21 protein-coding genes are annotated in these 20,827 nt (G+C 69.7%); 10 read left to right on the top strand and 11 right to left on the bottom strand.

Annotated elements, in window-relative coordinates:
- Window positions 1-17 precede the first annotated feature (17 nt).
- A complete protein-coding gene (locus GWK61_RS16580) occupies window positions 18-329 on the bottom strand; it encodes a hypothetical protein (protein ID WP_194909277.1) in 312 nt (103 codons plus the stop codon).
- Between the two features lie 120 nt (window positions 330-449).
- Between GWK61_RS16580 and GWK61_RS16575 the strand changes: the two genes are divergently transcribed.
- Window positions 450-1,298 (top strand): alpha/beta fold hydrolase, encoded by an 849-nt coding sequence (locus tag GWK61_RS16575; RefSeq protein ID WP_194909276.1) that lies wholly within the window; start codon window positions 450-452, stop codon window positions 1,296-1,298.
- Window positions 1,299-1,346: 48 nt separating this feature from the next.
- Here the strand turns inward: GWK61_RS16575 and GWK61_RS16570 are convergent, their stop codons facing one another.
- On the bottom strand, window positions 1,347-2,309 hold the full coding sequence (locus GWK61_RS16570; RefSeq protein ID WP_194909275.1) for a phosphotransferase enzyme family protein: 963 nt from the start codon (window positions 2,307-2,309) through the stop codon (window positions 1,347-1,349).
- 46 nt (window positions 2,310-2,355) lie between these two features.
- On the opposite strand from GWK61_RS16570, the gene GWK61_RS16565 reads away from it, so the two are divergent.
- A complete protein-coding gene (locus tag GWK61_RS16565; protein WP_194909274.1) occupies window positions 2,356-3,366 on the top strand; it encodes a GNAT family N-acetyltransferase in 1,011 nt (336 codons plus the stop codon).
- Here GWK61_RS16565 and GWK61_RS16560 read toward each other — a convergent pair.
- From GWK61_RS16560 to GWK61_RS16530, 7 genes are all read right to left on the bottom strand, one after another.
- Window positions 3,339-4,925, bottom strand: coding sequence for a PLP-dependent aminotransferase family protein (locus GWK61_RS16560; RefSeq protein ID WP_194909273.1), 1,587 nt, complete (start codon window positions 4,923-4,925; stop codon window positions 3,339-3,341). The two genes, GWK61_RS16565 and GWK61_RS16560, sit on opposite strands and share 28 nt — an antisense overlap.
- On the bottom strand, window positions 4,922-6,172 hold the full coding sequence (locus GWK61_RS16555; protein WP_194909272.1) for an arginase family protein: 1,251 nt from the start codon (window positions 6,170-6,172) through the stop codon (window positions 4,922-4,924). The genes GWK61_RS16560 and GWK61_RS16555 overlap by 4 nt, the downstream gene beginning before the upstream one ends.
- Window positions 6,169-7,500 (bottom strand): diaminopimelate decarboxylase family protein, encoded by a 1,332-nt coding sequence (locus GWK61_RS16550; protein ID WP_194909271.1) that lies wholly within the window; start codon window positions 7,498-7,500, stop codon window positions 6,169-6,171. Before GWK61_RS16550 ends, GWK61_RS16555 begins: the two co-directional genes overlap by 4 nt.
- Window positions 7,501-7,516: 16 nt before the next feature.
- Window positions 7,517-8,053: a 2OG-Fe(II) oxygenase gene (locus GWK61_RS16545; RefSeq protein WP_194909270.1), complete on the bottom strand. Its 537-nt coding sequence runs from the start codon at window positions 8,051-8,053 to the stop codon at window positions 7,517-7,519.
- A complete protein-coding gene (locus tag GWK61_RS16540) occupies window positions 8,041-8,535 on the bottom strand; it encodes a hypothetical protein (RefSeq protein WP_194909269.1) in 495 nt (164 codons plus the stop codon). Before GWK61_RS16540 ends, GWK61_RS16545 begins: the two co-directional genes overlap by 13 nt.
- A 5-nt stretch (window positions 8,536-8,540) precedes the next feature.
- Complete coding sequence (locus GWK61_RS16535) at window positions 8,541-9,674, bottom strand: type III PLP-dependent enzyme domain-containing protein (RefSeq protein WP_194909268.1); 1,134 nt, start codon at window positions 9,672-9,674, stop codon at window positions 8,541-8,543.
- A 118-nt stretch (window positions 9,675-9,792) separates the two neighbouring features.
- Window positions 9,793-9,975 (bottom strand): hypothetical protein, encoded by a 183-nt coding sequence (locus GWK61_RS16530; RefSeq protein WP_194909267.1) that lies wholly within the window; start codon window positions 9,973-9,975, stop codon window positions 9,793-9,795.
- A gap of 179 nt (window positions 9,976-10,154) precedes the next feature.
- Between GWK61_RS16530 and GWK61_RS16525 the strand changes: the two genes are divergently transcribed.
- The 3 genes from GWK61_RS16525 (at window position 10,155) to GWK61_RS16515 (ending at window position 12,963) form a co-directional block, all read left to right on the top strand.
- Complete coding sequence (locus GWK61_RS16525; protein WP_323747596.1) at window positions 10,155-11,546, top strand: MFS transporter; 1,392 nt, start codon at window positions 10,155-10,157, stop codon at window positions 11,544-11,546.
- A 14-nt stretch (window positions 11,547-11,560) separates the two neighbouring features.
- Window positions 11,561-11,863 carry a hypothetical protein gene (locus tag GWK61_RS16520; RefSeq protein ID WP_194909265.1) on the top strand — a complete coding sequence of 101 codons (303 nt, stop codon included), beginning with the start codon at window positions 11,561-11,563 and terminating at the stop codon, window positions 11,861-11,863.
- Between the two features lie 119 nt (window positions 11,864-11,982).
- Window positions 11,983-12,963 carry a hypothetical protein gene (locus GWK61_RS16515; RefSeq protein WP_194909264.1) on the top strand — a complete coding sequence of 327 codons (981 nt, stop codon included), beginning with the start codon at window positions 11,983-11,985 and terminating at the stop codon, window positions 12,961-12,963.
- Window positions 12,964-12,980: 17 nt separating this feature from the next.
- On the opposite strand, the gene GWK61_RS16510 is transcribed toward GWK61_RS16515, so the two are convergent.
- Window positions 12,981-13,898: an AraC family transcriptional regulator gene (locus GWK61_RS16510; protein WP_194909263.1), complete on the bottom strand. Its 918-nt coding sequence runs from the start codon at window positions 13,896-13,898 to the stop codon at window positions 12,981-12,983.
- Between the two features lie 158 nt (window positions 13,899-14,056).
- On the opposite strand from GWK61_RS16510, the gene GWK61_RS16505 reads away from it, so the two are divergent.
- The 3 genes from GWK61_RS16505 (at window position 14,057) to GWK61_RS16495 (ending at window position 17,150) form a co-directional block, all read left to right on the top strand.
- Complete coding sequence (locus GWK61_RS16505) at window positions 14,057-15,136, top strand: aldo/keto reductase (protein ID WP_194909262.1); 1,080 nt, start codon at window positions 14,057-14,059, stop codon at window positions 15,134-15,136.
- Between the two features lie 52 nt (window positions 15,137-15,188).
- Window positions 15,189-15,923: an alpha/beta fold hydrolase gene (locus GWK61_RS16500; protein ID WP_194909261.1), complete on the top strand. Its 735-nt coding sequence runs from the start codon at window positions 15,189-15,191 to the stop codon at window positions 15,921-15,923.
- A 186-nt stretch (window positions 15,924-16,109) separates the two neighbouring features.
- Window positions 16,110-17,150 carry an aldo/keto reductase gene (locus GWK61_RS16495; RefSeq protein WP_194909260.1) on the top strand — a complete coding sequence of 347 codons (1,041 nt, stop codon included), beginning with the start codon at window positions 16,110-16,112 and terminating at the stop codon, window positions 17,148-17,150.
- A gap of 16 nt (window positions 17,151-17,166) precedes the next feature.
- Here the strand turns inward: GWK61_RS16495 and GWK61_RS16490 are convergent, their stop codons facing one another.
- Complete coding sequence (locus GWK61_RS16490) at window positions 17,167-17,757, bottom strand: TetR/AcrR family transcriptional regulator (RefSeq protein WP_323747595.1); 591 nt, start codon at window positions 17,755-17,757, stop codon at window positions 17,167-17,169.
- Between the two features lie 150 nt (window positions 17,758-17,907).
- On the opposite strand from GWK61_RS16490, the gene GWK61_RS16485 reads away from it, so the two are divergent.
- A complete protein-coding gene (locus GWK61_RS16485; protein ID WP_194909259.1) occupies window positions 17,908-18,141 on the top strand; it encodes a hypothetical protein in 234 nt (77 codons plus the stop codon).
- A 436-nt stretch (window positions 18,142-18,577) separates the two neighbouring features.
- On the top strand, window positions 18,578-20,809 hold the full coding sequence (locus tag GWK61_RS16480; protein WP_194909258.1) for a hypothetical protein: 2,232 nt from the start codon (window positions 18,578-18,580) through the stop codon (window positions 20,807-20,809).
- Window positions 20,810-20,827 lie beyond the last annotated feature (18 nt).

Genomic DNA, 20,827 nt, shown 5'->3' with positions numbered 1-20,827 from the left:
GCCGCGACCCGGAAAGGTCAGCCGAAGCTCATCGCGATGTCGTCGATGTAGCCGTCATCGCCGGTCCCGGCCTGCCGCGTGTAGTTCACGGTGAACAGCACGCTGCTGGTCCCGACCGGCACCGTCCCGGTCGCGGTCTCTTGCACCAGCTCGGTCTGGTTGCCCCGCTGCGCCGCTGTGACCGGCGCGAGCGTCGCAGTACCCAGCGACGCACCCGAGGCGTCTGCGCAGACCGGCGTGAGCGGCTCACCGCACATCGAAGACGCGCCGCAGCGCCGGGACAAGGTGCCGCGCAAAGTGTTCACCAAGACCGCGGCTATCACTGCCATAGCCGAAAACAGGCGCCCCCTGCGGCCTCGCGAATCTAAGTCACATTACGGAAGCCGCCCCGAAACCGCTCCTCATAGTGTCCATCGCATGCCACACCGATCCACTGCGTGAGGAGTCCCATGAGTACAGAAATGTCCCGCCGCAAGGTGCTGGCTGCCGGAGCGGTGCTGGCCGGGTCGGCGGCGCTGGTCGCCGGTCAGGAAGGAACGGCGGCTGCCGCGGCCCCGTCCACCACCTCCAAGAGGAGCCCGAAGGTGAAGCCCACGATCGTCCTGGTGCACGGCGGCTACGCCGACTCGTCCTGCTGGAACGCCACCATCGCGGAGTTGCAGCACCGGGGCTACACCACGATCTGCGGGGCGAACCCGCTGCGCGGCATCCCCACCGACGCCCCGTACATCGCGAGCCTGCTGGACTCGATCACCGGTCCGGTGGTGCTGGTCGCGCACTCCATGGGCGGGACGGTCATCACCAACGCCGCCGCCGGGAAGGCGAACGTCAAGGCTCTGGTCTACATCTCGGCGTTCGTGCCCGACGTCGGCGAGACGCAGGGCGACCTCATCAACAAGTTCCCCGGCAGCGAAGTCCTGCCGGTGAGCGTGCCGGTGCCCTACACCAAGGCCGACGGCACCACCGGCACCGACCTGTACCTGAGCAGGGACGGCCAGGCCGCCTTCGCCGCCGACATCCCCGCCGAGACCTTCCGGGTGCTCCAGGCCACGCAGCGGCCGTTCGACGCCGCCTCCTTCACCTATCCGACGACCGCCGCGGCCTGGAAGACGATCCCGGTCTGGGGCCTGGTCGCCGGCCAGGACAAGGCGATCCCGCCGGCGTGCGAGCGCTGGATGTACACCCGGGCCGGCGCCCGCAAGATCGTCGAGGTGCCGACCTCGTCCCACGTGGCGATGCTCAGCCACCCGAGGATCGTCGCCGACCTCATCAAGGACGCCGCCGAGGCGGTCAGCTGACGCTCTGACGAGACACGTGCCCCGGTCTGCCCGCGCGGACCGGGGCGTTCACAGCGCGAAGGTCTCGAGTTCGGCGTCGGCCAAAGCCATGAGGAAGCCGCGCTGCTGCGGACGCTCCCAGTCGCCCCATTCCTCCGCGGCGATCAACGACCAGACGCACCACTCCAGCAGCATGTACCGAAGCGCGACCGGCCACAGCCGCCGCTCGTCCGGCGTGAGTTCCACATGCTGTGCGTACGCGTCGCGGAAGACAGCCCACTCCTTCACGTCGAACAACCGCGGCGGCGCGCCCTCGGCCTCGTTGTGGAACAACAGGACGGCCAGCGCCAGGTCCAGGATCCGCGCGGCCATCTCGGCGTTGTCCGGGTCGATCAGGATCGGGCCGTCCGGGGTGTAGACGAGGTTGTTGGCCCGGAAGTCCATGCTCGCCACGACGACCGGCAGCCCGGCGTCGCGGATCGGCGGCAGCGTCTCGGTCATGAAGTCCTGCAACCACGACGACAGCCGAGGCAGCACGCGGTCCAGCAGCTCCGGGGCGTGGCGCTTGAAGACGGCGGTGAGTCCTTCGACGTCCTCGTCGACCGAGGCCTGGTCGTGGTCCGGCCAGCTGAACCGCGGGATCTCCTCCGGTCCGCCGGCCGCGGCGTGCATGCGGCCGAGCAGGTCTCCGGCGAGCGCGATGTGCTCGGCGGAGCCGTCGTAGGGCGTGCCGGTTATCCAGGGGTACGCGACCCAGCAGCGGTCGCCGACGGCCGCCGGGTTGTCGGGAACCGGCAGCGGCTGGACCACGCGCACTCCCCGCCGGGACAACTCGCCGAGCCAGCTCGCCAGCGCGTTGGCGGCGCCGATCGGCCTGCGCGTCCGCTTCACCGCCGCCTGACGGCCGCCGACCACGGTGCGGAATACCGGGGAGTACACATAGCACGACCTGTCCGGTATGTCAGTGGCCTGAATGCCGAACCGCTCGAAGACCTCCGTGTAGGCATCGCTGGATTCGCCCTCTGTCTCCATCTTCGATTCCCTTCACTCCGCCTTGGATCAATACTAAGATATAGTCATGGAACTGCGGTGGCGTGCCTTGCGAACGTCTGATCTCCACTCCTGGTCGCATCTTCTGGAGCGCATCGAAGAAGTCGACCGCCGGGGTGAGAACTTCGGGCTGGAAGACCTCGCCGTCCAACTCGCCGCATGCACGGGTCCTGATTCGAACGGGGACTCCCTCGCCGCGTTCCATGCCGATCGCCTGGTGGCCTACGGCGTGGTCCGGCCGCGTGGCGGTCATGGCGGCCACGGCGGCGAGCACGCGGTCGTGGACGGCGGCGTAACTCCCGACTTGCGTCGACAGGGTCTGGGCCGGGCGGTCGTGGACTGGTTCGAGCAGTGGGCAGGCGCACGCGCCGCCGTCGCGGGGCACAGCGTCACGCTGCACTGCCGGGTCAGCGACCGAAACCCCGCACACGCTTTGACGATTCTGGAACGGGGATTCGAGCCGGAATGCTGGTTCACTGATCTGGAACGTGACTTGCCTGCGGACACATCGCAGGACCCGATATCGGGGCATGCGGAATCGCGGCATGCGGAATCGCAAGACTCGGTGTGGACTGGGAAAATCATTCCCTACTCGGGTGCCTTCGCCGAGCCGGCGCGCGTGGTCTGGAATGACGCTTTCTCCTCGTCGCCCGGAAACCCGCGGCACACCGCGGATTCCTGGCATCGGGCCACATCCGCCCCTTCTTTCCGTCCGGAATCGTCGTTCCTCGCGCGGGACGCCTCCGGGGTCGTGGTGGGCGTCCTGCTCGCCGACCACTTCCCGACCGACACCGAACGTACAGGCGTCCGCGAGGCCTGGATCACCGGCGTCGGCTCCCGGCGCTCGGCGCGCGGCACCGGAGTCGTCGACGCTCTGCTCACGCACGCCGGTCGCGCCCATGCCGAACAGGGCTACCAGCGTGCCGCCCTCAGCGTCCGCTCCGACGAGCCGGCTCCGCAGCTCGACGTCTACGAACAGGCGGGTTTCCGGCGGGCCCATGTGTGGGCGGGCTATGCGCGCACTTTCTCAGCAAGCTGATCACCTCCTTCTTCCACCGGATCGGCCGGGTCCGCGTATTTGGCCAGGTCGATCTGCGGCACGTCCGGATAGGCGGCCCGCAAAGACCGGAAGTCCGGGAACCGCGCCACCTCCCGCAGCAGCTCGACGGTACCGGCCAGCGACGGCCCGGACCTGGCTCCCATCGCGAGCTTGAACAAGCCCTTGCGGTCCTTGAGCCGCGGCAGGATCGTCTCGCACCGGTGTCCGCGGAACCCGAAGCTCGACCCCCAGTCCAGCAGCAGGCCGCGCCGCACGGCCTCGTGCCGGACCACCGCCAGCAGCAGCCCGTGGTGCGCGATCTCGTCCTCGGCCAGCCGGCACACCACGAACGGCGCGTGCTTCGGCGTCCCGGCCGGCACGTCCGGCAGCGAAGGATGCCCCACCGCGCTGAACAGCCCCTGCTCGGACTCCAGCTCGGCGGCCAGGCGCTGGTTGGCCAGGAACACCTGCCCGGCGTGCCGCGCGGTCAGCGCGGGGTCCAGGACGATCGGCACGTCCAGCGCGGCGGCTGCGTCCAGCGGAACCGACGTCCCGGTCACCGCCCGGCTCATCCGCAGATGGCCCGCGAACTGTTCGGCGCTCGGCGTGCCGGCGCCCTCGTCGACGCTGTGGACCGTCACCAGCCCCAGGTTCCCGAGCTCCAGTCCCTGCTGGTCCAGCTTGAGGCCGGAGCGGAGCTCGACGACCAGCAGCGGGTCGCCGTCGCGCAGCGCCTCCAGGACTTTGCGCGAGGGCCAGGTGAACGAGCTGAGCGTGGTGTCGAACACCACGCAGCGGGGCCGCCCCGCGCCTCTGGCGCGCCATCGGGAAAGGAAGTCCCGCAGGTCCACCGCGTCCAGGTCCCAGTTGTACCGGACGGGTTCCACGAACAGCAGGTCATAAGCACCCTGCGACACGGCCTTGCCGAGGTCGGTCAGGCGCTCCCAGCCGAACAGCGGCGAACTTCTGAACTCGAAGACCATGTCGGTCTCGAAGTAGCTCGCCCAGACCCCGGCGCGCACGGGACGGCCGAAGTCCGCGGGGACCATCCGCAGATAGCAGTTGAGGACCGCGCTGATGGCCGCAGTACCGCTGCCGAATACGACGTGCTCGCTGTGCCAACCGCCCCGGGTTTCGGGCGCGTCCCGTGAGTCCCGCGCGTCCGGGGCTTCCAGTGCACAGCGGCCGAGGCGTTCCTCCAGCCAGGCGGGATCGGCGCTGCGTTCGTAGCTGTATTTCATGGTTCTGCCAGACGGCAGCACCGTCGGACGCTCATGCGTGGGGGAGCGGAAGTAGGGATCGATGCTGCTGTGGGCCCGGGCGAGCAGCGCGTGTCGCAGGCGTTGAGACACCGAGTCCAGGCGCCGTTCCAGGTCCAGCGACCCCGGCTCGGGATGGTCGGCCAGTCGCACCAGGTCCTCGACCAGGCCGTCCAGAGCCGGATCGGGTTCGGCCGCGGCTTTCGCACACCGTTCGACGAGGTCGAGCAGGATCTCTCGCTCGATCCGGTTCCCGTGCACGGCCTCGGCGGTCCGCTCGTACCAGGCGGGCTCGCTCATACCCGTTCTCCTTCGCGGGGTGCGGTCGCGGCGTCGAGAACGCGCAGGATCAAGTCCGCCGCGGTCAGCGTCGAGGTCTCGCGGTCGCCTGGAATGAGCTCCACGAAGTCCATCCCGATCAGGCGCCGGCGGGCGGCCAGGTGCTCCAGGAGCGTGACGAGCTCGGCGTGGCCGAACCCGCCGGGCAGCGGCGTGCCGGTGTCGGGCAGCGCGGACGGATCCAGGCCGTCGGCGTCGACCGTCAGGTAGTACGGGATGTCCTCGGGCAGCTCGGCCAGGACCGCGTCGGGATCCGCCAGCACGGCCGTGCGCCCCGGCCAGACCCGGACGTGCTCGGGCCGCTCGATCTCGTACTCCGTGAGCTGGCGGATGCCGAACTGCGCGAGCACCCCGAGCCTGGCGTCGCCGACCACCCAGCTCATGAAGTTGCCGTGGTGGCAGTCGCGGCGCCAGTCGTCGGTGCGCGCGGCGGCGAAGTCGGAGTGCGCGTCGACGTGCAGTACCCCGACCCGGCCGTGGACGTCCAGCGCCGCGGTGATCAGCGGCAGGCTGATCGAGTGGTCGCCGCCGAGCGTGACCACGAACCGTCCGGCCTGGAATGCCGAGCGCGCCAGGCGGTTCAGGCCTTCAAGGGATTCGCCGTTGCGGGTGTGCACCGGCTGGGAGATGTTCGCCAGGTCGGCGATCCGGACGCCGTCGAGGACGGCCCGGCCGCGCAGTGGGTCGTGCAGTCCGCGCGGGCGTCCGTCGGCGTCGCAGCGGTACTGGAACAGGGCCGTGCTGATCTGCCGCAGTTCGTCCGGCGCGAAGCGGGAGCCGGGGCGGTGCGTGGAGCCGACGTCGTAGGGCATGCCGATGACCACCACGTCGGTCGCGTTCCCGGTCAGCGCTGTCGGTGCGTCCAGCACCGGGGCGCCGAACAGGCCGGTGCCGCTGGAAGCGGGTGTCGGCGCCGGTGCCGCGGCCGCGGCGGCGCGGTAGCCGACGAGCAGTCCCGCCTCCTCCAGCGCGGTCACCGCGTTCCGCGCGGATTCGCGGGCGGCGCCGGGGACCGCGGCGACCACGACGTCCACCGAGGACGGCATCGCGAACCGGGCGGCGAGTTCGGCCAGGGCGTTGCCGAGCCTGATCTCGTGTCCGCTCTCGGGATTCCAGAACACCTGGCCGTCATCGCGGCCGCCGGTCCGGATGTAGCCCGGTGCGACGACGAGGACGCGGCGGGAGTCCGTCGGCAGATCCGTGTTCATGCGAACGGTGCTGCTTCCAGGCGCCGCAGTCCTCCGGCGGCGTCCTCGAACGCGAACTCCTCCGGCGCCGGGATCCGGTTGAACCGCCGCGAGTTCGTCATGGTGTAGGCGCCGGCCGCGGTGATCACGAGCCGGTCGCCGGGGCGGCAGCGCGGGAAGCTCAGCGGCGACAGCTCGCCGTGGATGCCGGTGGCGAAGAAGTCGTTCTCGTACAACGTGTTCCCGGCGATCAGGCCCGGCTCCACGACGCCGCCGTCGGCGGCCGGGTCGGCGGCCAGGACCGTCGGCTTGTGCCAGGGGGCCAGGTTCCAGGCGGAGGAATCGACGGTGACCACCCGCGTGCCGTAGTGCGGATGGTGTTCGGTGACCGACCGGACCTCGGTGAACAGGTAGCCGTGCGCGGCCAGGATGGCGCCGCCGGGTTCGAACCGGAGCGCGATCGCGCGGCCGTGCCGGTCCTGCCAGGCCTGCACCATCTCGGCGACGCGCGCGAACGCGGCCCGGGCCCGTCCGCGGTGGGTGTAGAGGTGGAAGAAGCCGCCTCCGAGGTCGATGGTGTGGACCGCGGGGAACCGCGCCGCGATCTTCAGGGTGTAGTCGGTCTTGTAGACCAGGGCCTCCGGCGACATCTGGCCGGTGTGCAGGTGCAGCCGGGTCAGGGTCAGTCCGTGGCGGCGCAGGGCGTCGTGGACGGCCGGATCGGTGATGGAGACGCCGAACCGGCTGTTGACGCCGAAGGTCGTGTTGGTCTGCAACGCGTCGGGAAGCGGGACGCGGACCCGTAGCCCTATGTCTGTATTCTGATATTCGAGCCCGTAGACATCGAGCTGATCCACGGAATCGAGGTCCACGACGACGCCGGCCGCGCGGAACGCGGCGAAGTCGGTCGGACCGAAGGCCGGGCCGGTCGTCGTGATCTCGCTGAACCCGGCGTCCCGGGCCAACGCCAGCTCGCCGACGCTGGCCACGTCGCCGCCCAGCCCGAGCACGGCCAGATGGCGCAGCACGTCCGGGGTGTGGCACGCCTTCACCGCCATGTTCAACCGCGCACCGGGGACGACGGCGATGTCCTGCCGCATCCGCCGGACCGAGGCGGCGATGCCGGGGTAGTCGTACACCAGCGCCGGGGTCCCCACCTGGAGCGCCTGCGTGAACAACGCGGTCGGCGGGTCGGACACCAACGGCTCGACCGTGGGCGGCTTGAGCGCGGACTCGGGCTCGGCCAGGGGCATGGGCACAGGCCGTTTGGTGGACGCGATGGATGCGGTGGGCGCGGCGGCCATCGCAGGCGTGCCGGTCGGCGCATCGGCGGCGACGTGGGTGGACATGGATCCCTCCGGGCGATCAGGACCGCTTGCGCGGCGGTCGGGCGGGAATGGTCACCAGCGTGTACCGCACCGCGGCCCGGACCGGGTCGACCCAGTGCCAGGCCGCCGGGTCGTGGTGCACCAGCGTTCCGCTCCGGTCGGCGACGAAGGCCATCGACCCGTCGCCGGCCTGGACCACCAGGCCGTCGGTCGCCGAGTCGCTGAGCATGTAAAGACCCTGCTGGAGCTTGTCACGGTGCGGGAGGATGTAGTCCCCGCGGTCGTAGCGGTTGATCTGGAAGTAGAACCGGCTCAGGTCCGAGTCCTCGTCCGCCAGCCCGGCCAGGATCGCCCGGCGCAGCTCCACCGGCATCGCAGTGGCCTGAAGAACGTGGTACCGGTCGTCGTCCTCGTACTCGGAATCGCGGTACGGGTTCAGCGGTTCGTGATCGCCTCGGTGCTCCAGGGCCGCCGCCGACGGATAGTCCTCGAACAGCCGCCGGTGGCGTTCGGCGATCTCGATGATCTCCGCGCAGTTCGGCACGACATCCGGCACCACGATCAGTTCGTCCACAGCCGATCCCCTCCGATCGCCAACGTGTGCCGGACACCGCCGCGCACCGGGCTGGTCCAGCACCACCACTCCGGCTGGAGCCGCAGCGCCACCCCGCAGCGGTCGAACGTCCGGGTGAAGCGCTCGCCGTCCCAGTGAGTCAGCGCGTCCAGATCGGAGTCGTCCAGCGCGCACAGCACCGTCCAGCCGGTCCCCGTGCCGGCGGCCTCATCGCGGAACCGGTGCGCGGGGGTGTAGTCGCCTTGCTCATAGCGACGGAGCACCGCACGCTCCGGCGGGCCCGGCAGCGCCGACTCGTCGATCACGTCTGCCAAGGTGCTGATCAAGCCGCCCGGCGCGCCGCCCAGGTCGACGACCGCGCACCGGCTGCCGACGCCCTCCAGAACCTCGGTCTCGGCACCGTCGACGGTGCCGATGTCCCACAGCCAGGCCTCGGCCAGCGTCCGGATGGCTGCGGCGTCTCGCAGCAGCATTTCGGTCATCTTCATCATCTTCCGCGCACGACCTCCTCGTGAGGCGGCTCCATACCGTGCAGAGACCGCGCCATGCTCGTCACGTAGGCGCCGGCCGCGTTCAGCACCAGCCGGTCTCCCACTCGGACCTCGCCCGCGGCCAGATCCGGGACCAGTACGTCTTCCTCGTAACAGCTGTTGCCGACGAGCCTGTAGTGCTGCGGCGGCTCGTCCCGGTCCGGGACCTGGGCGACGAGCCGGGGCCGGGTCCAGCTCAGCAGGTTCCATCCGGAGGCGTCGGCGGTGACGGCGGAGACCCCGCCGGGATGGGCGTCGACTCCCCGAGCGGTCACCACGAGATAGCCGGCCAGGGCGGTCAGCAGCATTCCGGGCTCGACGATCAGCTTCAGTCGTCGTCCGGTCGTCCCTGCGAACTCGCTCAACGCCGCCGCGATCGATGCCCAGGCCTGCCGTGCCTCAGCCGGGTCGGCGTACAAACCGGCCAGGCCGCCGCCGACGTTGATGGCTGAGACGTCGGGGAACGCGGCCGTGCAGCACTGAAGGAGGGCCTTCGTCAGGGCGTGGGCCCGCCGGGCTGTCATCATCTCGCCGGCATGTGCGTGCAGCCGGGTCACCTTCAGCCGGTGCCGTTTCAGAAGCGCGTGCAACTCGGGATCCGCGGCATCGACGCCGAAGCGGCTCCAGGCCACTCCGGTGCCCGCGCGCTCCACCGGGGCCACCGGAACCCTGATCCTCAGGCCGATCTCCCCGTCCGTCGGCAGTCCGCCGGCCGCGATCCAGCCCTCCAGCTGTGATCGGCTGCTGATGTCGACGGGGACCGCGAGGCCGCTCAGCCGGCGCAGCGCCGCCGCGTCGAAGCCGGGCGAGGTCGCGGTGATCGGTGTCATCCCGGCCTCGACGGCTGCTTCGTACTCCCGGAGCCCGGCCACGTCCGCGCCCACCCCGAGCGTCGCCAGGTGGCGCAGCACCGGCGGATACCGGTTCGCCTTCACGGCGAACAGGATCGTGGCATCGGGGAGGCCGCTCAGGTCCGCGCGCAGCGCGGCCTCGGCCTCGGTGACCAGGTCCAGGTCGTACACGACCGCCGGGCTGGGGACCCGGGCGGCAGCACGCAGCACGGCACGGCTCGGCCTGCCCGGAAGGTTCATGTGTCGATCCCCGTCGCGTGCGGGGATGACCGGGTGGTCGCTTCGCGGCCGGCCGGCCATCCCCGGGTTAGTCCCGTCCCCGTGTGTCACCTGTGGGAGGGTCGGGCCCGTTCTGGACTCAGTTACCGACCGGACGGCTGCCCATCAGATCGTTGAGGTCCATGTTGATCGGACGGATCGAGGTGTCGACCAGCTCGGTCCCGGACTGCTCCGCGATCGCGGCGTCCAGACCCCAGTCGCCGGCCTCGAACGTGGCGGCCAGCGTCGCCTCGAGATCCTGCAGCGTGCTCGATTCCTGCATGGGCTTTCCCCTTTCTCAGGGCACGGTGCACCGGTGCCTTTACTCACAAGCCGAATTTGATCGGCCCGGCGTGAAGCTAGCCAATGCCGGAGTCCATTGTCCATACAAAGCCGATTGCCCGGTTGGACAGTTGAACGCGATTGCGGAGCCAGTCAACTGCTTGAATCCGCTGTCCAGGCGTGCGGACTTCCTGGTTTGCACGGTTGAACGTGACGGCGTCACCGCGTTCATCGCGAGCGGCGCTGCTACTCTCAGGGCATTGGTGGCGCTGTTCACGGGGAGGTGCAGTCATCAGCTCGACTTTGCGCGCGCGGTCTGGGAGATCCGCCTCCACCACGGTGTGGCTCGGGCAATTCGCCTCCGCGGTCGGCGGGCAGATCTGTTGGTTCGCTATCACGTTGTGGGCCTGGCAGACCGATGGCCGCGCGTCTACTCTTTCCTTTCTGCTGCTTTCCAATCTGCTGCCGGGAATCCTTTTCTCGCCTTTTCTGGGCGTGTGGGTCGACCGGCTCAGCGCCAAGTCCGTGATGCTGTCGTGCGACGCGCTTCTCGCTGTGGTGGCCGTGGTTCTGCTGCTCCTGGCGCACAACCACGACCTGCGCACGTGGCACTTGTATCTCGTGGGGGTGACCGAGGGCGTCCTGGAAGCAGCACACTGGCTCGCCTACTCGAAGGTCGTCACCACTCTGGCCGGTGCTGACGGTCTGGCCCGCGCCAACGCGCAGATCGGCTTCGGTGAATCGGCGGGGTCTGTCATCGCCCCGTTGGCGGCCGGGCTTCTGCTGAAGCTGGCCGGGCTTCCTGCCGTGCTTCTCGTGGACTTGCTCAGCTACCTGGCCGGATTTGTCACGCTGGCTCTCACCAGGGTTCCTGTCCATCGCGCGGAGCTGCCGGCGGACAGCGTTGAAACCGTGGCCGGACGGGACAGTGCGTTGCGGACGATGAGAGCGGGACTGAGCTTCATCGCCAGCCGACCGGCGTTGCGCGGGCTGGTGTTCGTCTTCTTCACGCTGAACTTCGTCTCGGCGGTCGGAGCCGTGCTCAGCAAGCCGCTGTTGATGCTGCGGTCCGGGCAGAACGCGGTGCTCCTGGGGTCGGTGTCGTCCGCCGCCGGGTTGGGGGCGGTGCTCGGGGGACTGAGCGCCGTCGTCATCATGCGCCGGGTGAGAAGCAGTGTTCTGGTACCGGCCGGAGTCGCCGCCGCGTGCCTGGCGGGTCCGGTGCTGACGGCGGTCAGCGGACAGGCGCCGTTGTGGCTGGTGTCGTCGTTCTGCGCGGCGTTCGTCCTGCCCAGCGTCACCAGCGCCTACCAGACGCTGTGGCAGACAGCCGTGCCGTTGGAGCGGCAGGCCCAGGTCTTCGGGATCCGGCGCTCGCTCGTGCAGGCGGCGACGCCGCTGGGGCTGCTGATCGCCGGACCGGCGGTCGACCTGGCGCACGCCGACCCCGTCCGGACGAGCGCGGTGGTGCTCGGCGCGGCGGGGGTTCTGGGAAGCATCGTCGGTGTGGCCGCCCTGGTGGCCCCGACACTGCGCGCGGCCCGCTCCGAGGCCGCCGCCCCGACCGGATGAGTGTGGGGGGAATCATGGCCCTGGGAGTCGGTTACCGCAGGTCGCAGGAGTGGGACGTTCGGCCGTACGACGACTTGTCGAACGCGTTCGCCTTCACGGCGCGGCAGCCCTACGTCCTGATCCTCGACAAGGTCAGTCTGTACGTCCTGGAACTCGTCACGAGGCATCCGCGCCCAGCGGCTACGGAGCGGTTCGTGGTGACGGTCGGCGTACGCCTCGGGGCTGCCGAGGCCGAACGCCGCTTCGAGCGTGTTCTGGGAGAACTCAGTGGAGCAGGCTTGATCGAGCTCGTGGAACAGCAGGAGGCCGCACGGTGACGGACGTAGGGCTGGCCAGGCTTCGTGAGCTGGATCAGCATCTGGCGCGCGAGATGTTCGGCGACAGCAGGTCCCTGAGAGCCAACGCCGACGTCTACTACGGCGGCCTCTACGCCTTGTTGGGCAAGGTCTTCCCGCCGTTCGCGGATCTCGCCGAGAAGGCACACAGCTCGCAAAGCCGGTCGTTGCTTCGAGGATTCGCCGACGAGGCGTTCCTCCGGCTGCGCGACCGCGATGAGCGCTCCGACGAGCGGCTGCGGCAGCTAGTCGAGCTGCTTGCTCATGCGCGGAGCTTGGAGCCCGTTTCACCGGTGCGGGTCGCGGCCTCGGGTGCCGCTGGTCTGCTTCGGCCGCCGACTATCGGGGACGTCGACGACAGGCTCGGTCAGCAGCTGGCAGAGCGTTTCCATGCGGCTATGTCGCACGACGGGTTCACCGTCGAAATCGTGCTTCAGGAACCGGCATCGCCTTCGCAGGACTCTGTCGATCGGGCGTTCCGGCTGCTGTACGCGTGCCTGCCGGCGGTGGCTCCCGAGACGGCGGCGCTCGTCGACGGCGTCGTGCTGTTCCACGGCCCGCCGCACAGCGCCTACATCAGCGCCACACCGCTCGTGATCTACCTGAACGAACGCGTCGCCGCCGACCCCCTGGCCGGCGCGGATTCGGTACTTCACGAGTCCCTTCACCAGAAACTCGTCGACTTCGGCTTGGCGCGCCGCATGCTCCGGAGCGGTTATCAGGATGCTGTTAGCCACCGTGCCCCGGTGCCGTGGGGCGGCCCCGGCCGTAGCTTCACTGCGGACCGCACTCTGGCGGCGTTCCACGTGTACGTCCATTTGACGCTCCTCCACGCCGTCGCCCTGTTGGATCGCGAAGGACTCGGAATCGAGCACACCGAAGCCGAACTCACGGACCGGCTGGCAGTGCGGTGGGCCCGCGCGGCGTATCTCGGTTCCTGTTTCGACGCGCCGGAACTCGCGGCTGAGCTGGACGTGGACGGTGCTGCCTTGGTCGCGTGGCTGACGTCGGTTAACGCCGAACTGGGGGATCTCGTACTTTCTTCCGGCGATCGGCTGAAGGCGGTGGCGCGCGTTGAGTGACCGGAGGCGTCGGCCGACTACGGCAGGACGTGGTGCTGCGGTTCGGCGCCTGAGCCTGAGTCGGCGCGCAGTCTGGCCGCGTCCTGCCCGGGCGGTGCGCCGAACAGCCGCCGGTACTCGCGGTTGAACTGTGACGGGCTGCCGTATCCGACGCGGTGGCCGACTGCGGCGATGTCGCCGGCATCGGTGACCAGCAGTTCCCGCGCTTGCTGGAGCCGGATGCGCTTCTGGAACTGCAAGGGGCTCAGCGCGGTGACGTCGCGGAAGCGGCGGTGGAATGCGGACGGGCTCAGGCCGGCCTGTCGGGCGAGCTCGGGGATCCGCAGCGGCTCGTCGTAGTGCTCGCGGATCCACTGGATGGTGCCGCGTACGTGAGTCAGGGCACTGTCGGCGAGGCCGATCTGGCGCAGCACCCCGCCGTGCGGGCCGGTCAGCAGCCGCCAGAGGATCTCCCGCTCGTACAACGGCGCGAGCACCGGTACGTCCGCCGGGCGATCGAGCAGCCGCAGCATGCGGACGAGGGCGTCGAGCAGTTCGGCGTCGGCGATGCCGGTCGCGATCGCGCCTGCCCTGATGCCTGCCTTGACGCCTGTCCTGGTACCAGTGCCGGTCGCGTTGAGGAGCAGTGGCGCGATCAGCGCGGGACGCAGTTCGAGCCCCACGGCCAGCGACGGGGCCTGCGGTGAGAGGTCGAAGAAGTGGCCGGTGACCGGCAGGTCGGCGGTGACCAGGAGCAGGTCGCCGGCCCGGTACTCGAAGACCCGGTCGCCGAGCAGCAGGCGCTTGCCGCCGCGCGCCATCACGACCAGCAGCGGCGAGGTCATCGAATAGTCGGTCTCGGTCGAGCTGACGCGCGAGAGCAGCAGGCCGTCGATCGGTGTGCGCAGGTCCGGCCGCGCGTGGGCGGCGATCAGGCGGCGGAGCTCCTCCAGCATGACTTCACGAAACCATCCGCGACGCGGCTCGGACAACTCGATCCGCGCAGATGGAGCAGGATCGTGCAAGCCTTGGCGCGTTCTGGTCTACCGGCCGCAGCTCAGCGAGGGTTTGATCGAGGGGACACGATGTACCGGTCGCCTTGAGGAGCACGATCATGCCACTCGACAGCTACGTCACCCTCGGCCGTTCCGGGCTGCGCGTGAGCCCGTTCGCACTCGGCGCCATGACGTTCGGCGAGGATCCCGGCGGCGCCGGATGCAGCGTCGCGGAGTCGGAGAGGATCCTGGACGCTTACCTCGACCGGGGCGGCAACTTCATCGACACCGCGAACTTCTACACCAACGGCCACTCCGAGGCGATCCTCGGCGACTACTTCGCCGCCCGGCCCGGCCGCCGCGAGCGCACGGTCCTGGCGTCGAAGTTCTTCTTCAACATGCACCCCGGTGACCCCAACGGCGGCGGCGCCGGACGTAGCGCGATCCGCCGGCAACTCGACCAGACGCTTCGCCGTCTGCGCACTGACTACCTCGACCTGTATTGGCTGCACAACTGGGACCGCAACACTCCCGTCGAGGAGACCATGCAGGCCCTGGACGACCTCGTGCGCGCCGGCCGGATCCGCTACATCGGCTTCTCCAATACCCCCGCGTGGTTCACCGCCCAAGCCCAGACGACCGCCCTCCTGCGCGGCTGGACCCCGCTGATCGCCCTGCAGGTCGAGTACTCACTCCTGGCCCGCACCGTCGAAGGCGAACTCAGCCCTCTGGCACGCGACCAGGGCATGACGCTGGTCCCCTGGAGCCCCCTGAAGAACGGCTTCCTGTCCGGCAAATACCGGCGCGGCACGCAGGTGACCGACTCGGCGCGCACCTCGTTCGTCGGCGGCCCGACCGACGCCGAATACGAGGTCATCGATACCGTCACCGCGATCGCCGAAGCCCTCGACACGACTCCCGCAGCCGTCTCCCTGGCCTGGCTCCGCGCCCAGGGCAACGTCGTCCCCATCATCGGCGCCCGCCGCATCGCGCACCTGGAGGCCAACCTCGCCGCTCTCGACGTCACCCTGAGCGCCGACCACCTCCGCACCCTGAGCGAGGTCTCCGCCCCGACCCTCAACTACCCGGCCCCGATGCACGGCGCGCAACGCGCGATGCTCCAGTTCGCCGGCACCACCGTCGACGGCGAGGAATCGGCGGTCTACCCGCCGCTCCTGCAAAGCGATGTGCGGTACTAAAGAACGAACGTTCTGTTGACTCCTGCCGAGCCAGGCTTCTAGGCTCCGTGTCATGGAGAGAACGAACGTTACTTCTGCTCGCGCCGTCGTCCTGGTCCACGGCGCACTGACCGACGCCTCGATCTGGCATCAGGTCGCCCGGCGACTGCAGAGCTCCGGCCATCCGATCGCCGCTCCGGCGCTGCCGATGCGCAGCCTTGAGCAGGACGTGGCTTACCTCGTGGGCTATCTGGAACGCATCGAAGGGCCGGTGGTGCTGGCTGGCCACTCGTGGGCGGGCGCCGTGATTTCGCATCCGGACATCGCGGCGACCGGCCGCGTGAGTGCGCTGGTGTACGTCGCGGCGTTCCAGCCGGATTCGGGGGAGAGCGCCGGCGAGCTCAACGCCAAGTACCCCGGCACTCTGCTCCTCCCGGAGAACCTTGATGTGTTTCCGAACCCGCTTGGTGGCGCCGACCTGACCCTCAAACCGGAGCGGTTCGCGGAGGCCTATGCCGCCGACCTGAGTCCGGAGGACGCCGCGGTACTCGCCGCGAGCCAGCGCCCGATCGAGCCGGCGGCGCTCGGCGAGGCGTTCACCGGCCGGCCCGCCTGGCGCGCGATCCGCTCCTGGGCGGTGGTCTCCACCGAAGACCGCTCGCTCCCGCCGGAGATCCTGCGCTTCATGGCCGCGCGCGCCGGTTCGAGGATCGTCGAGGTCGATTCCTCGCACGCCGTCCCGCTTTCGCAGCCTGATGTCGTCGCGCGCGTGATTCAGGAGGCGGCTGCCGGGACGGCCGAACCGTAGAGAGATCGCGCGGTGGGCCAACCTGCGCATCGGGTGCGTACGTGGCTTCGGGGGAGCGGGTCCGAGTAAATGGACAGCCTGTCCACCTCTCACTAGAGTGAAGTGGACAGGCTATCCGATATCGCGGTGCCGCCCTCTCTCCTGGCGATCGCGGCGAGTCCGCAGTCGCCCCAGGAAGGACTCCCGATGGAATACCGACCTCTCGGACGCACCGGTGTCTCGGTCAGTCAGCTGTGCTTGGGCGCCATGATGTTCGGCGCCTTCGGCAACTCGGACCACGACGAATCGGTGCAGATCATCCACAAGGCGCTCGATGCCGGGATCAACTTCATCGACACCGCCGACGGCTATTCCGCCGGCGAGTCGGAAGAGATCCTCGGCAAGGCGCTGGCCGGCGGGCGGCGTGAGAACACGGTGCTCGCCGTCAAGTTCGGAGTGCCCTTCGGCGACGACGATCCCAACCACCGCGGTGCGTCGCGGCGGTGGATCACCGAGGCCGTCGAGGGATCGCTGCGGCGGTTGCAGACCGACTGGATCGACCTCTACCAGGTCGGCGTGCCCGATGCCGCCACCGACATCGACGAGACCTTGGCCGCGCTTTCCGATTTGGTGACCGCGGGCAAGATCCGGTCGTTCGGCACGTCGAAGCTCCCTGCCTCCGAGATCGTCGAGGCGCGGTGGACTGCCGAACGCCGCGGCCACGGCCTGATCCGTAGCGAGCAGTCTCCCTACAACATGCTGACCCGTGCAGCCGAATACGACCTGCTGCCGACGTGCCGGCGGTACGGAATGGGCGTCATGGCCTACAGTCCGCTCGCCGGGGGCTGGCTCACCGGCAAGTACCGCAAGGGCCACGAGATAAGCGGACCGGGGTCGCCTGCCCGGCAGCGGCGCTTCCCCGCGCTCTACGATGCCGCGCTCCCGGCGAACGCGGCGAAGCTCGACGCCGCCGACGCCCTCGGCGCGCTCGCCGACGAGGCCGGGCTCACGCTGGTCCAACTCGCGGTGGCCTTCGTCGTCCGGCATCCGGCGGTCACCTCGGCGATCATCGGCCCGCGCACCATGGACCACCTCGCGGGCTACCTCGCGGCGGACGGCGTCGACCTGCCGGCCGAGGTCCTGGACCGCATCGACGCGATCGTGCCGCCGGCCGCCACGATCAACGTCGCCGACAACATGTGGAGCCTGGGGACGCCCGCACTCAGCGCCGCGAACCGCCGCCGGTAGACGCGCCCCTTCTAGCTCACCCCCGCCGAGGTCGCAGCCCGTCGAGCGCGGTCTGAAGGATCGGCTCGACGTAGCGGCCGTCCCGGTGGATCGACGCGATGGCGATGACCAGGTCGAGCGTCTGCTCGAAGGTGACGTCATCGCGAATCTCGCGCGCCGCCGTCGCGGCCGCGAACAGCGGTTCCCCCGCCGCGATGACCCGGTCGCGATTGGCGCCGAAGACGGGGTCGTCCCTGTCGGTGTGCTGCAGGAGTTCCGCGGCGATCGGCCGCTTGCTCGTCACGAACGCGAAGAACCGGTGCAACCACGCGGTCAGCGCCGCCCCCGGCGTACCGCCACCCATGGTCTCGGCCGCGGCGCAGATCGCGTCAACCTCGTCCGCGAACAGTGCTTCGAGGAGCTCGCGCCGCCCAGGAAAGTTGCGATAGAGCGTGGCCATACCCACACCGGCCCGCCGCGCGACCTCAGCCATCGACACCTCGGCCTGCGGCTCACCGAACGCCCCCCGCGCCGCAGCGAGGATCTTGTCGCGATTGCGCGCGGCATCCGGCCGCCGCGCAGGCGGTTGCGGTACTTGCTTCGCAGTCATGGCCATCCCGACGGACACGCTGTCCGTTTATCGATCGAAGGAATCGGACAGGCTATCCGACACCTTTGATCACTATATCCCGCCCCCGGCGATCACCCCGGCGATCACCCCGGCGATCACCCCGGCGATCACCCCGGCACGAGCCCCGAGTCCAGTAGCCTCGGCGACGTGTACAAGGTCCACATCGGCTACCGCTACATCCAGTACAGCGAGGGCGACGACCACCTACTGACCCTGGGCTGGGACTGGGCCGGCACCCCCGACACCTTCTGGATCGACATCCCATCACCCTCCGCCTGGAAGCGCTCGATGCCACCCTGGGCCCGCGCCCGCCGCGAAGAGATCCTGAACCGCATCCGCGAGGAGACGGCGCACATGGGCTTCCGCGAAAACGAAGGCTGACCCTCTCCGAGGAGCAGGCACGTTCCGCGTTGGCTGACGAGTCCTACCTGGAACACCTGGCACACGACGTGCAGAGCAATTCCTAGGCTCACTGGGACGCGAGCATCGACATCCCCGACTCAGGTCGCTGAACGGCCCACCCGCCAAGGGCCTAGCCCCGATCGGCGCTAGGTGTGCGGTGCGTCCGCAGGCTGACGCCCCGCCGTGAGTCCAGCCCCACTTCGCCCGCGCGCGGAAAGCTCCGCTCGGCATGAGAACGCGCTGGCACGGCCTCCGGGTTGGCTCCTCGCCCTGTCGGGTTCTCGCCAAATCAGGTCCCTGACAGACGCTGTGCCTGTCTGGTTGATTGGGTGCGTCCGACCGACCTTCACCAGAGGGAATCAGGGTGCGAAACCATAGAACTCGATCCGCCCGTGTGGCGGCCTTGGGTGTTGCCGTGGCAGCTTTCGCGGCGCTCACCGTCATGCCTGAGGGTGCCTCCGCTGACGCGGCTGCGGCTGCGGCTGCGACTGCGGCTGGGGCTGGGGCCGCGCCTTCGGCGACCCCGGCCTCGTCCGGCTTCACCGGCCAGGTCGTGCTGCCCACAGGCGACACCGTCGCCGTGTCCCCGGCGGGCATGCGGGTGCAGCCCGGTGGGCCGAGCAAGGCCTTCAACACCTTCACCGACGCGCACGGCGACGACTATCTGATCCCGGCCGAGGCCGTGCCGTTCGTCGGCCGGTTGCTCGACCTGTCGCTGTTCGACGTCACCCGGCTCGCTGCCGCCGCGCCGAGCGGGCAGGTCCCGGTGTCGCTCGCGTTCCGGGCCGGGGTCACGCCGAGTGCGCCCGCCGGGGTCACCTTCACGGCGGTCGCCGGGCAGACGGCCACCGGCTACCTGACCCCGGCGTCCGGGGTGGCGTTCGCCGCCGCGTTGCGGCAGCAGATCGCTGCGGACAAGGCTGCGAGTCGGACCGTGGGCAGCGGCGACCTCCTCGGTCTGGCCTCGATGCGGCTGGCCGGTGTCGGAACGCCGGTCACCCCGGCCTACCCGATGCGGATCCTGCAGGTCAACGCCATCGGGACTGACGGGGCGCCGCTCAACGGCTACGTCACGGTGATCAACACCGACGACTCGCGGATCATGGCGCTGAGCGAGCCGGTCGAGAACGGCGTCGCCCGGATCGCGCTGCCCGCCGGGAACTACGCCGCCTACATGAGCGACTACTCCTTCGATGCCATCGGCGACATCACCGCGGACGCGCAGGTCGCGGTCAACGACTTCGCGGTGCCCGCAGCGGGCGACGTGCCGGCGCTGACTCTGGACGCGAGGACCGCCACCGCGCCGGTTTCCATCACTACACAGCAGCCCTCGACGCCGCAGGACTCGATGCAGCGCCTCACGCGGACGCCGACACAGGGCCCTGCCGTCGTCCTCGGGGCGTTTTTCATCTACGCCGGCGCGACGCCGATCACGGTGTCGCCTCAGCCGACGGCGAAGGTCGGGAAGTTCCTGATAGACACGTTCGAGGCCGCGTCCGGTCCGATCGGCTCGGCCGGCGGCGCCTCGAACCAGAGCCAATACCAGTACTTCATGGACTTCCCCTCGGACCACATCGACGCCGACCAGTCGCACCATCTCGCCGACCGCGACCTGGCCGCCGAGACCGAGAACATCGCCTCCGATCCGGCCCTCGCCAGCACCACACGCGGTGTCGACGCCGCACCGGTGGTGCCCGCTGCGGGAGACGCCTTCATGTTCGGCACCGCCATGCCGCTGAAGTCGACGTCGTACTTCACCCCGGGGCGCTGGGTGACCGGCGTCAGCGGCCCCTGGGCCACCGCGCCCGGCGGCCTGGGGGGACTGGTTCTCCAGTCCGGTGCAAAGACTTACCGCGCCGGCCAGGTTTCGGAGCGCACCTGGGCCAAGGCGCCGGCCGCCCCCGTCTTCGGCCGCTTCCCCGAGGCCGCGGCCGGCGAGGACTGCCAGGCGTGCGTCGGCGCCGGGAACATGGACCTGGCGTTCGACGACACCGGCGACAGCAGCCCGGACACCATCGGCGCGGGCATCGGCGACACCACCACCGCTGCCTTCTACTGGAACGGCCAGCAGGTGTCCCAGCCGTCCGGGCCGTTCCAGCCCCCGCAGATCATCTTGCCGAACGTCGGTACCGGCCCGGCGACCGTCCGCGCGGTCCTGGACGCCACCCGCCCGGCCGGGGCGACGCAGTCCACGAAGACGCACACCGACGTGACGTTCCAGTACACCGGCAAGACCGACGCGTGGTCCACGCTCCCGGCCGGGAACTACTGCCCGGCCGCCAGGGCCGCGGGCCAGCCGTCGGCGCCGTGCCAGATCATGCCGATCCTGACCATCGGCTACCAGTACGCCGGGCTGTCGAAGACCAACGTCTCGACCGGTCGGGACCAGGTGCTGGTCCTGGACGTCGGCCACCACTCCTTCGGCGGGCACGGCTCGCTCGCCCCGGTGGTCTCAGCGCAGGTCTCAGTGTCCTTCGACGGTGGCACCAGCTGGCAGGACGTGCCGACCTTCGGCGCCATCGGTCACTACGTCGCGCAGTGGTGCAACCCCGCACCCGGATCCTCGGTCACCGTGCGCGTCACCGCAGCCGACGCGATCGGCGGCTCGATCACGCAGACCGTCACCAACCCCTACACCGTCGGCTGACCGGCGCGCCAGCAAGGA

Origin of the sequence: Catenulispora rubra, from assembly GCF_015356825.1 — a bacterium.
Taxonomy (GTDB): Bacteria; Actinomycetota; Actinomycetes; order Streptomycetales; family Catenulisporaceae; genus Catenulispora; species Catenulispora rubra.
The sequence above is the reverse complement of the archived record's forward strand: the minus strand, read 5'-3'. Positions and strand labels throughout refer to the sequence as shown.

Coding starts and splice junctions, on each gene's coding strand:
- GWK61_RS16495 (WP_194909260.1), top strand. CDS start 16,110: ATGGAATACCGACCTCTCGGACGCACCGGTGTCTCGGTCAGTCAGCTG.
- GWK61_RS16520 (WP_194909265.1), top strand. CDS start 11,561: ATGGCCCTGGGAGTCGGTTACCGCAGGTCGCAGGAGTGGGACGTTCGG.
- GWK61_RS16565 (WP_194909274.1), top strand. CDS start 2,356: ATGGAACTGCGGTGGCGTGCCTTGCGAACGTCTGATCTCCACTCCTGG.
- GWK61_RS16570 (WP_194909275.1), bottom strand. CDS start 2,309: ATGGAGACAGAGGGCGAATCCAGCGATGCCTACACGGAGGTCTTCGAG.
- GWK61_RS16510 (WP_194909263.1), bottom strand. CDS start 13,898: ATGCTGGAGGAGCTCCGCCGCCTGATCGCCGCCCACGCGCGGCCGGAC.
- GWK61_RS16535 (WP_194909268.1), bottom strand. CDS start 9,674: ATGAACCTTCCGGGCAGGCCGAGCCGTGCCGTGCTGCGTGCTGCCGCC.
- GWK61_RS16575 (WP_194909276.1), top strand. CDS start 450: ATGAGTACAGAAATGTCCCGCCGCAAGGTGCTGGCTGCCGGAGCGGTG.
- GWK61_RS16550 (WP_194909271.1), bottom strand. CDS start 7,500: ATGTCCACCCACGTCGCCGCCGATGCGCCGACCGGCACGCCTGCGATG.
- GWK61_RS16560 (WP_194909273.1), bottom strand. CDS start 4,925: ATGAGCGAGCCCGCCTGGTACGAGCGGACCGCCGAGGCCGTGCACGGG.
- GWK61_RS16580 (WP_194909277.1), bottom strand. CDS start 329: ATGGCAGTGATAGCCGCGGTCTTGGTGAACACTTTGCGCGGCACCTTG.
- GWK61_RS16555 (WP_194909272.1), bottom strand. CDS start 6,172: ATGAACACGGATCTGCCGACGGACTCCCGCCGCGTCCTCGTCGTCGCA.
- GWK61_RS16530 (WP_194909267.1), bottom strand. CDS start 9,975: ATGCAGGAATCGAGCACGCTGCAGGATCTCGAGGCGACGCTGGCCGCC.
- GWK61_RS16505 (WP_194909262.1), top strand. CDS start 14,057: ATGCCACTCGACAGCTACGTCACCCTCGGCCGTTCCGGGCTGCGCGTG.
- GWK61_RS16500 (WP_194909261.1), top strand. CDS start 15,189: ATGGAGAGAACGAACGTTACTTCTGCTCGCGCCGTCGTCCTGGTCCAC.
- GWK61_RS16540 (WP_194909269.1), bottom strand. CDS start 8,535: ATGACCGAAATGCTGCTGCGAGACGCCGCAGCCATCCGGACGCTGGCC.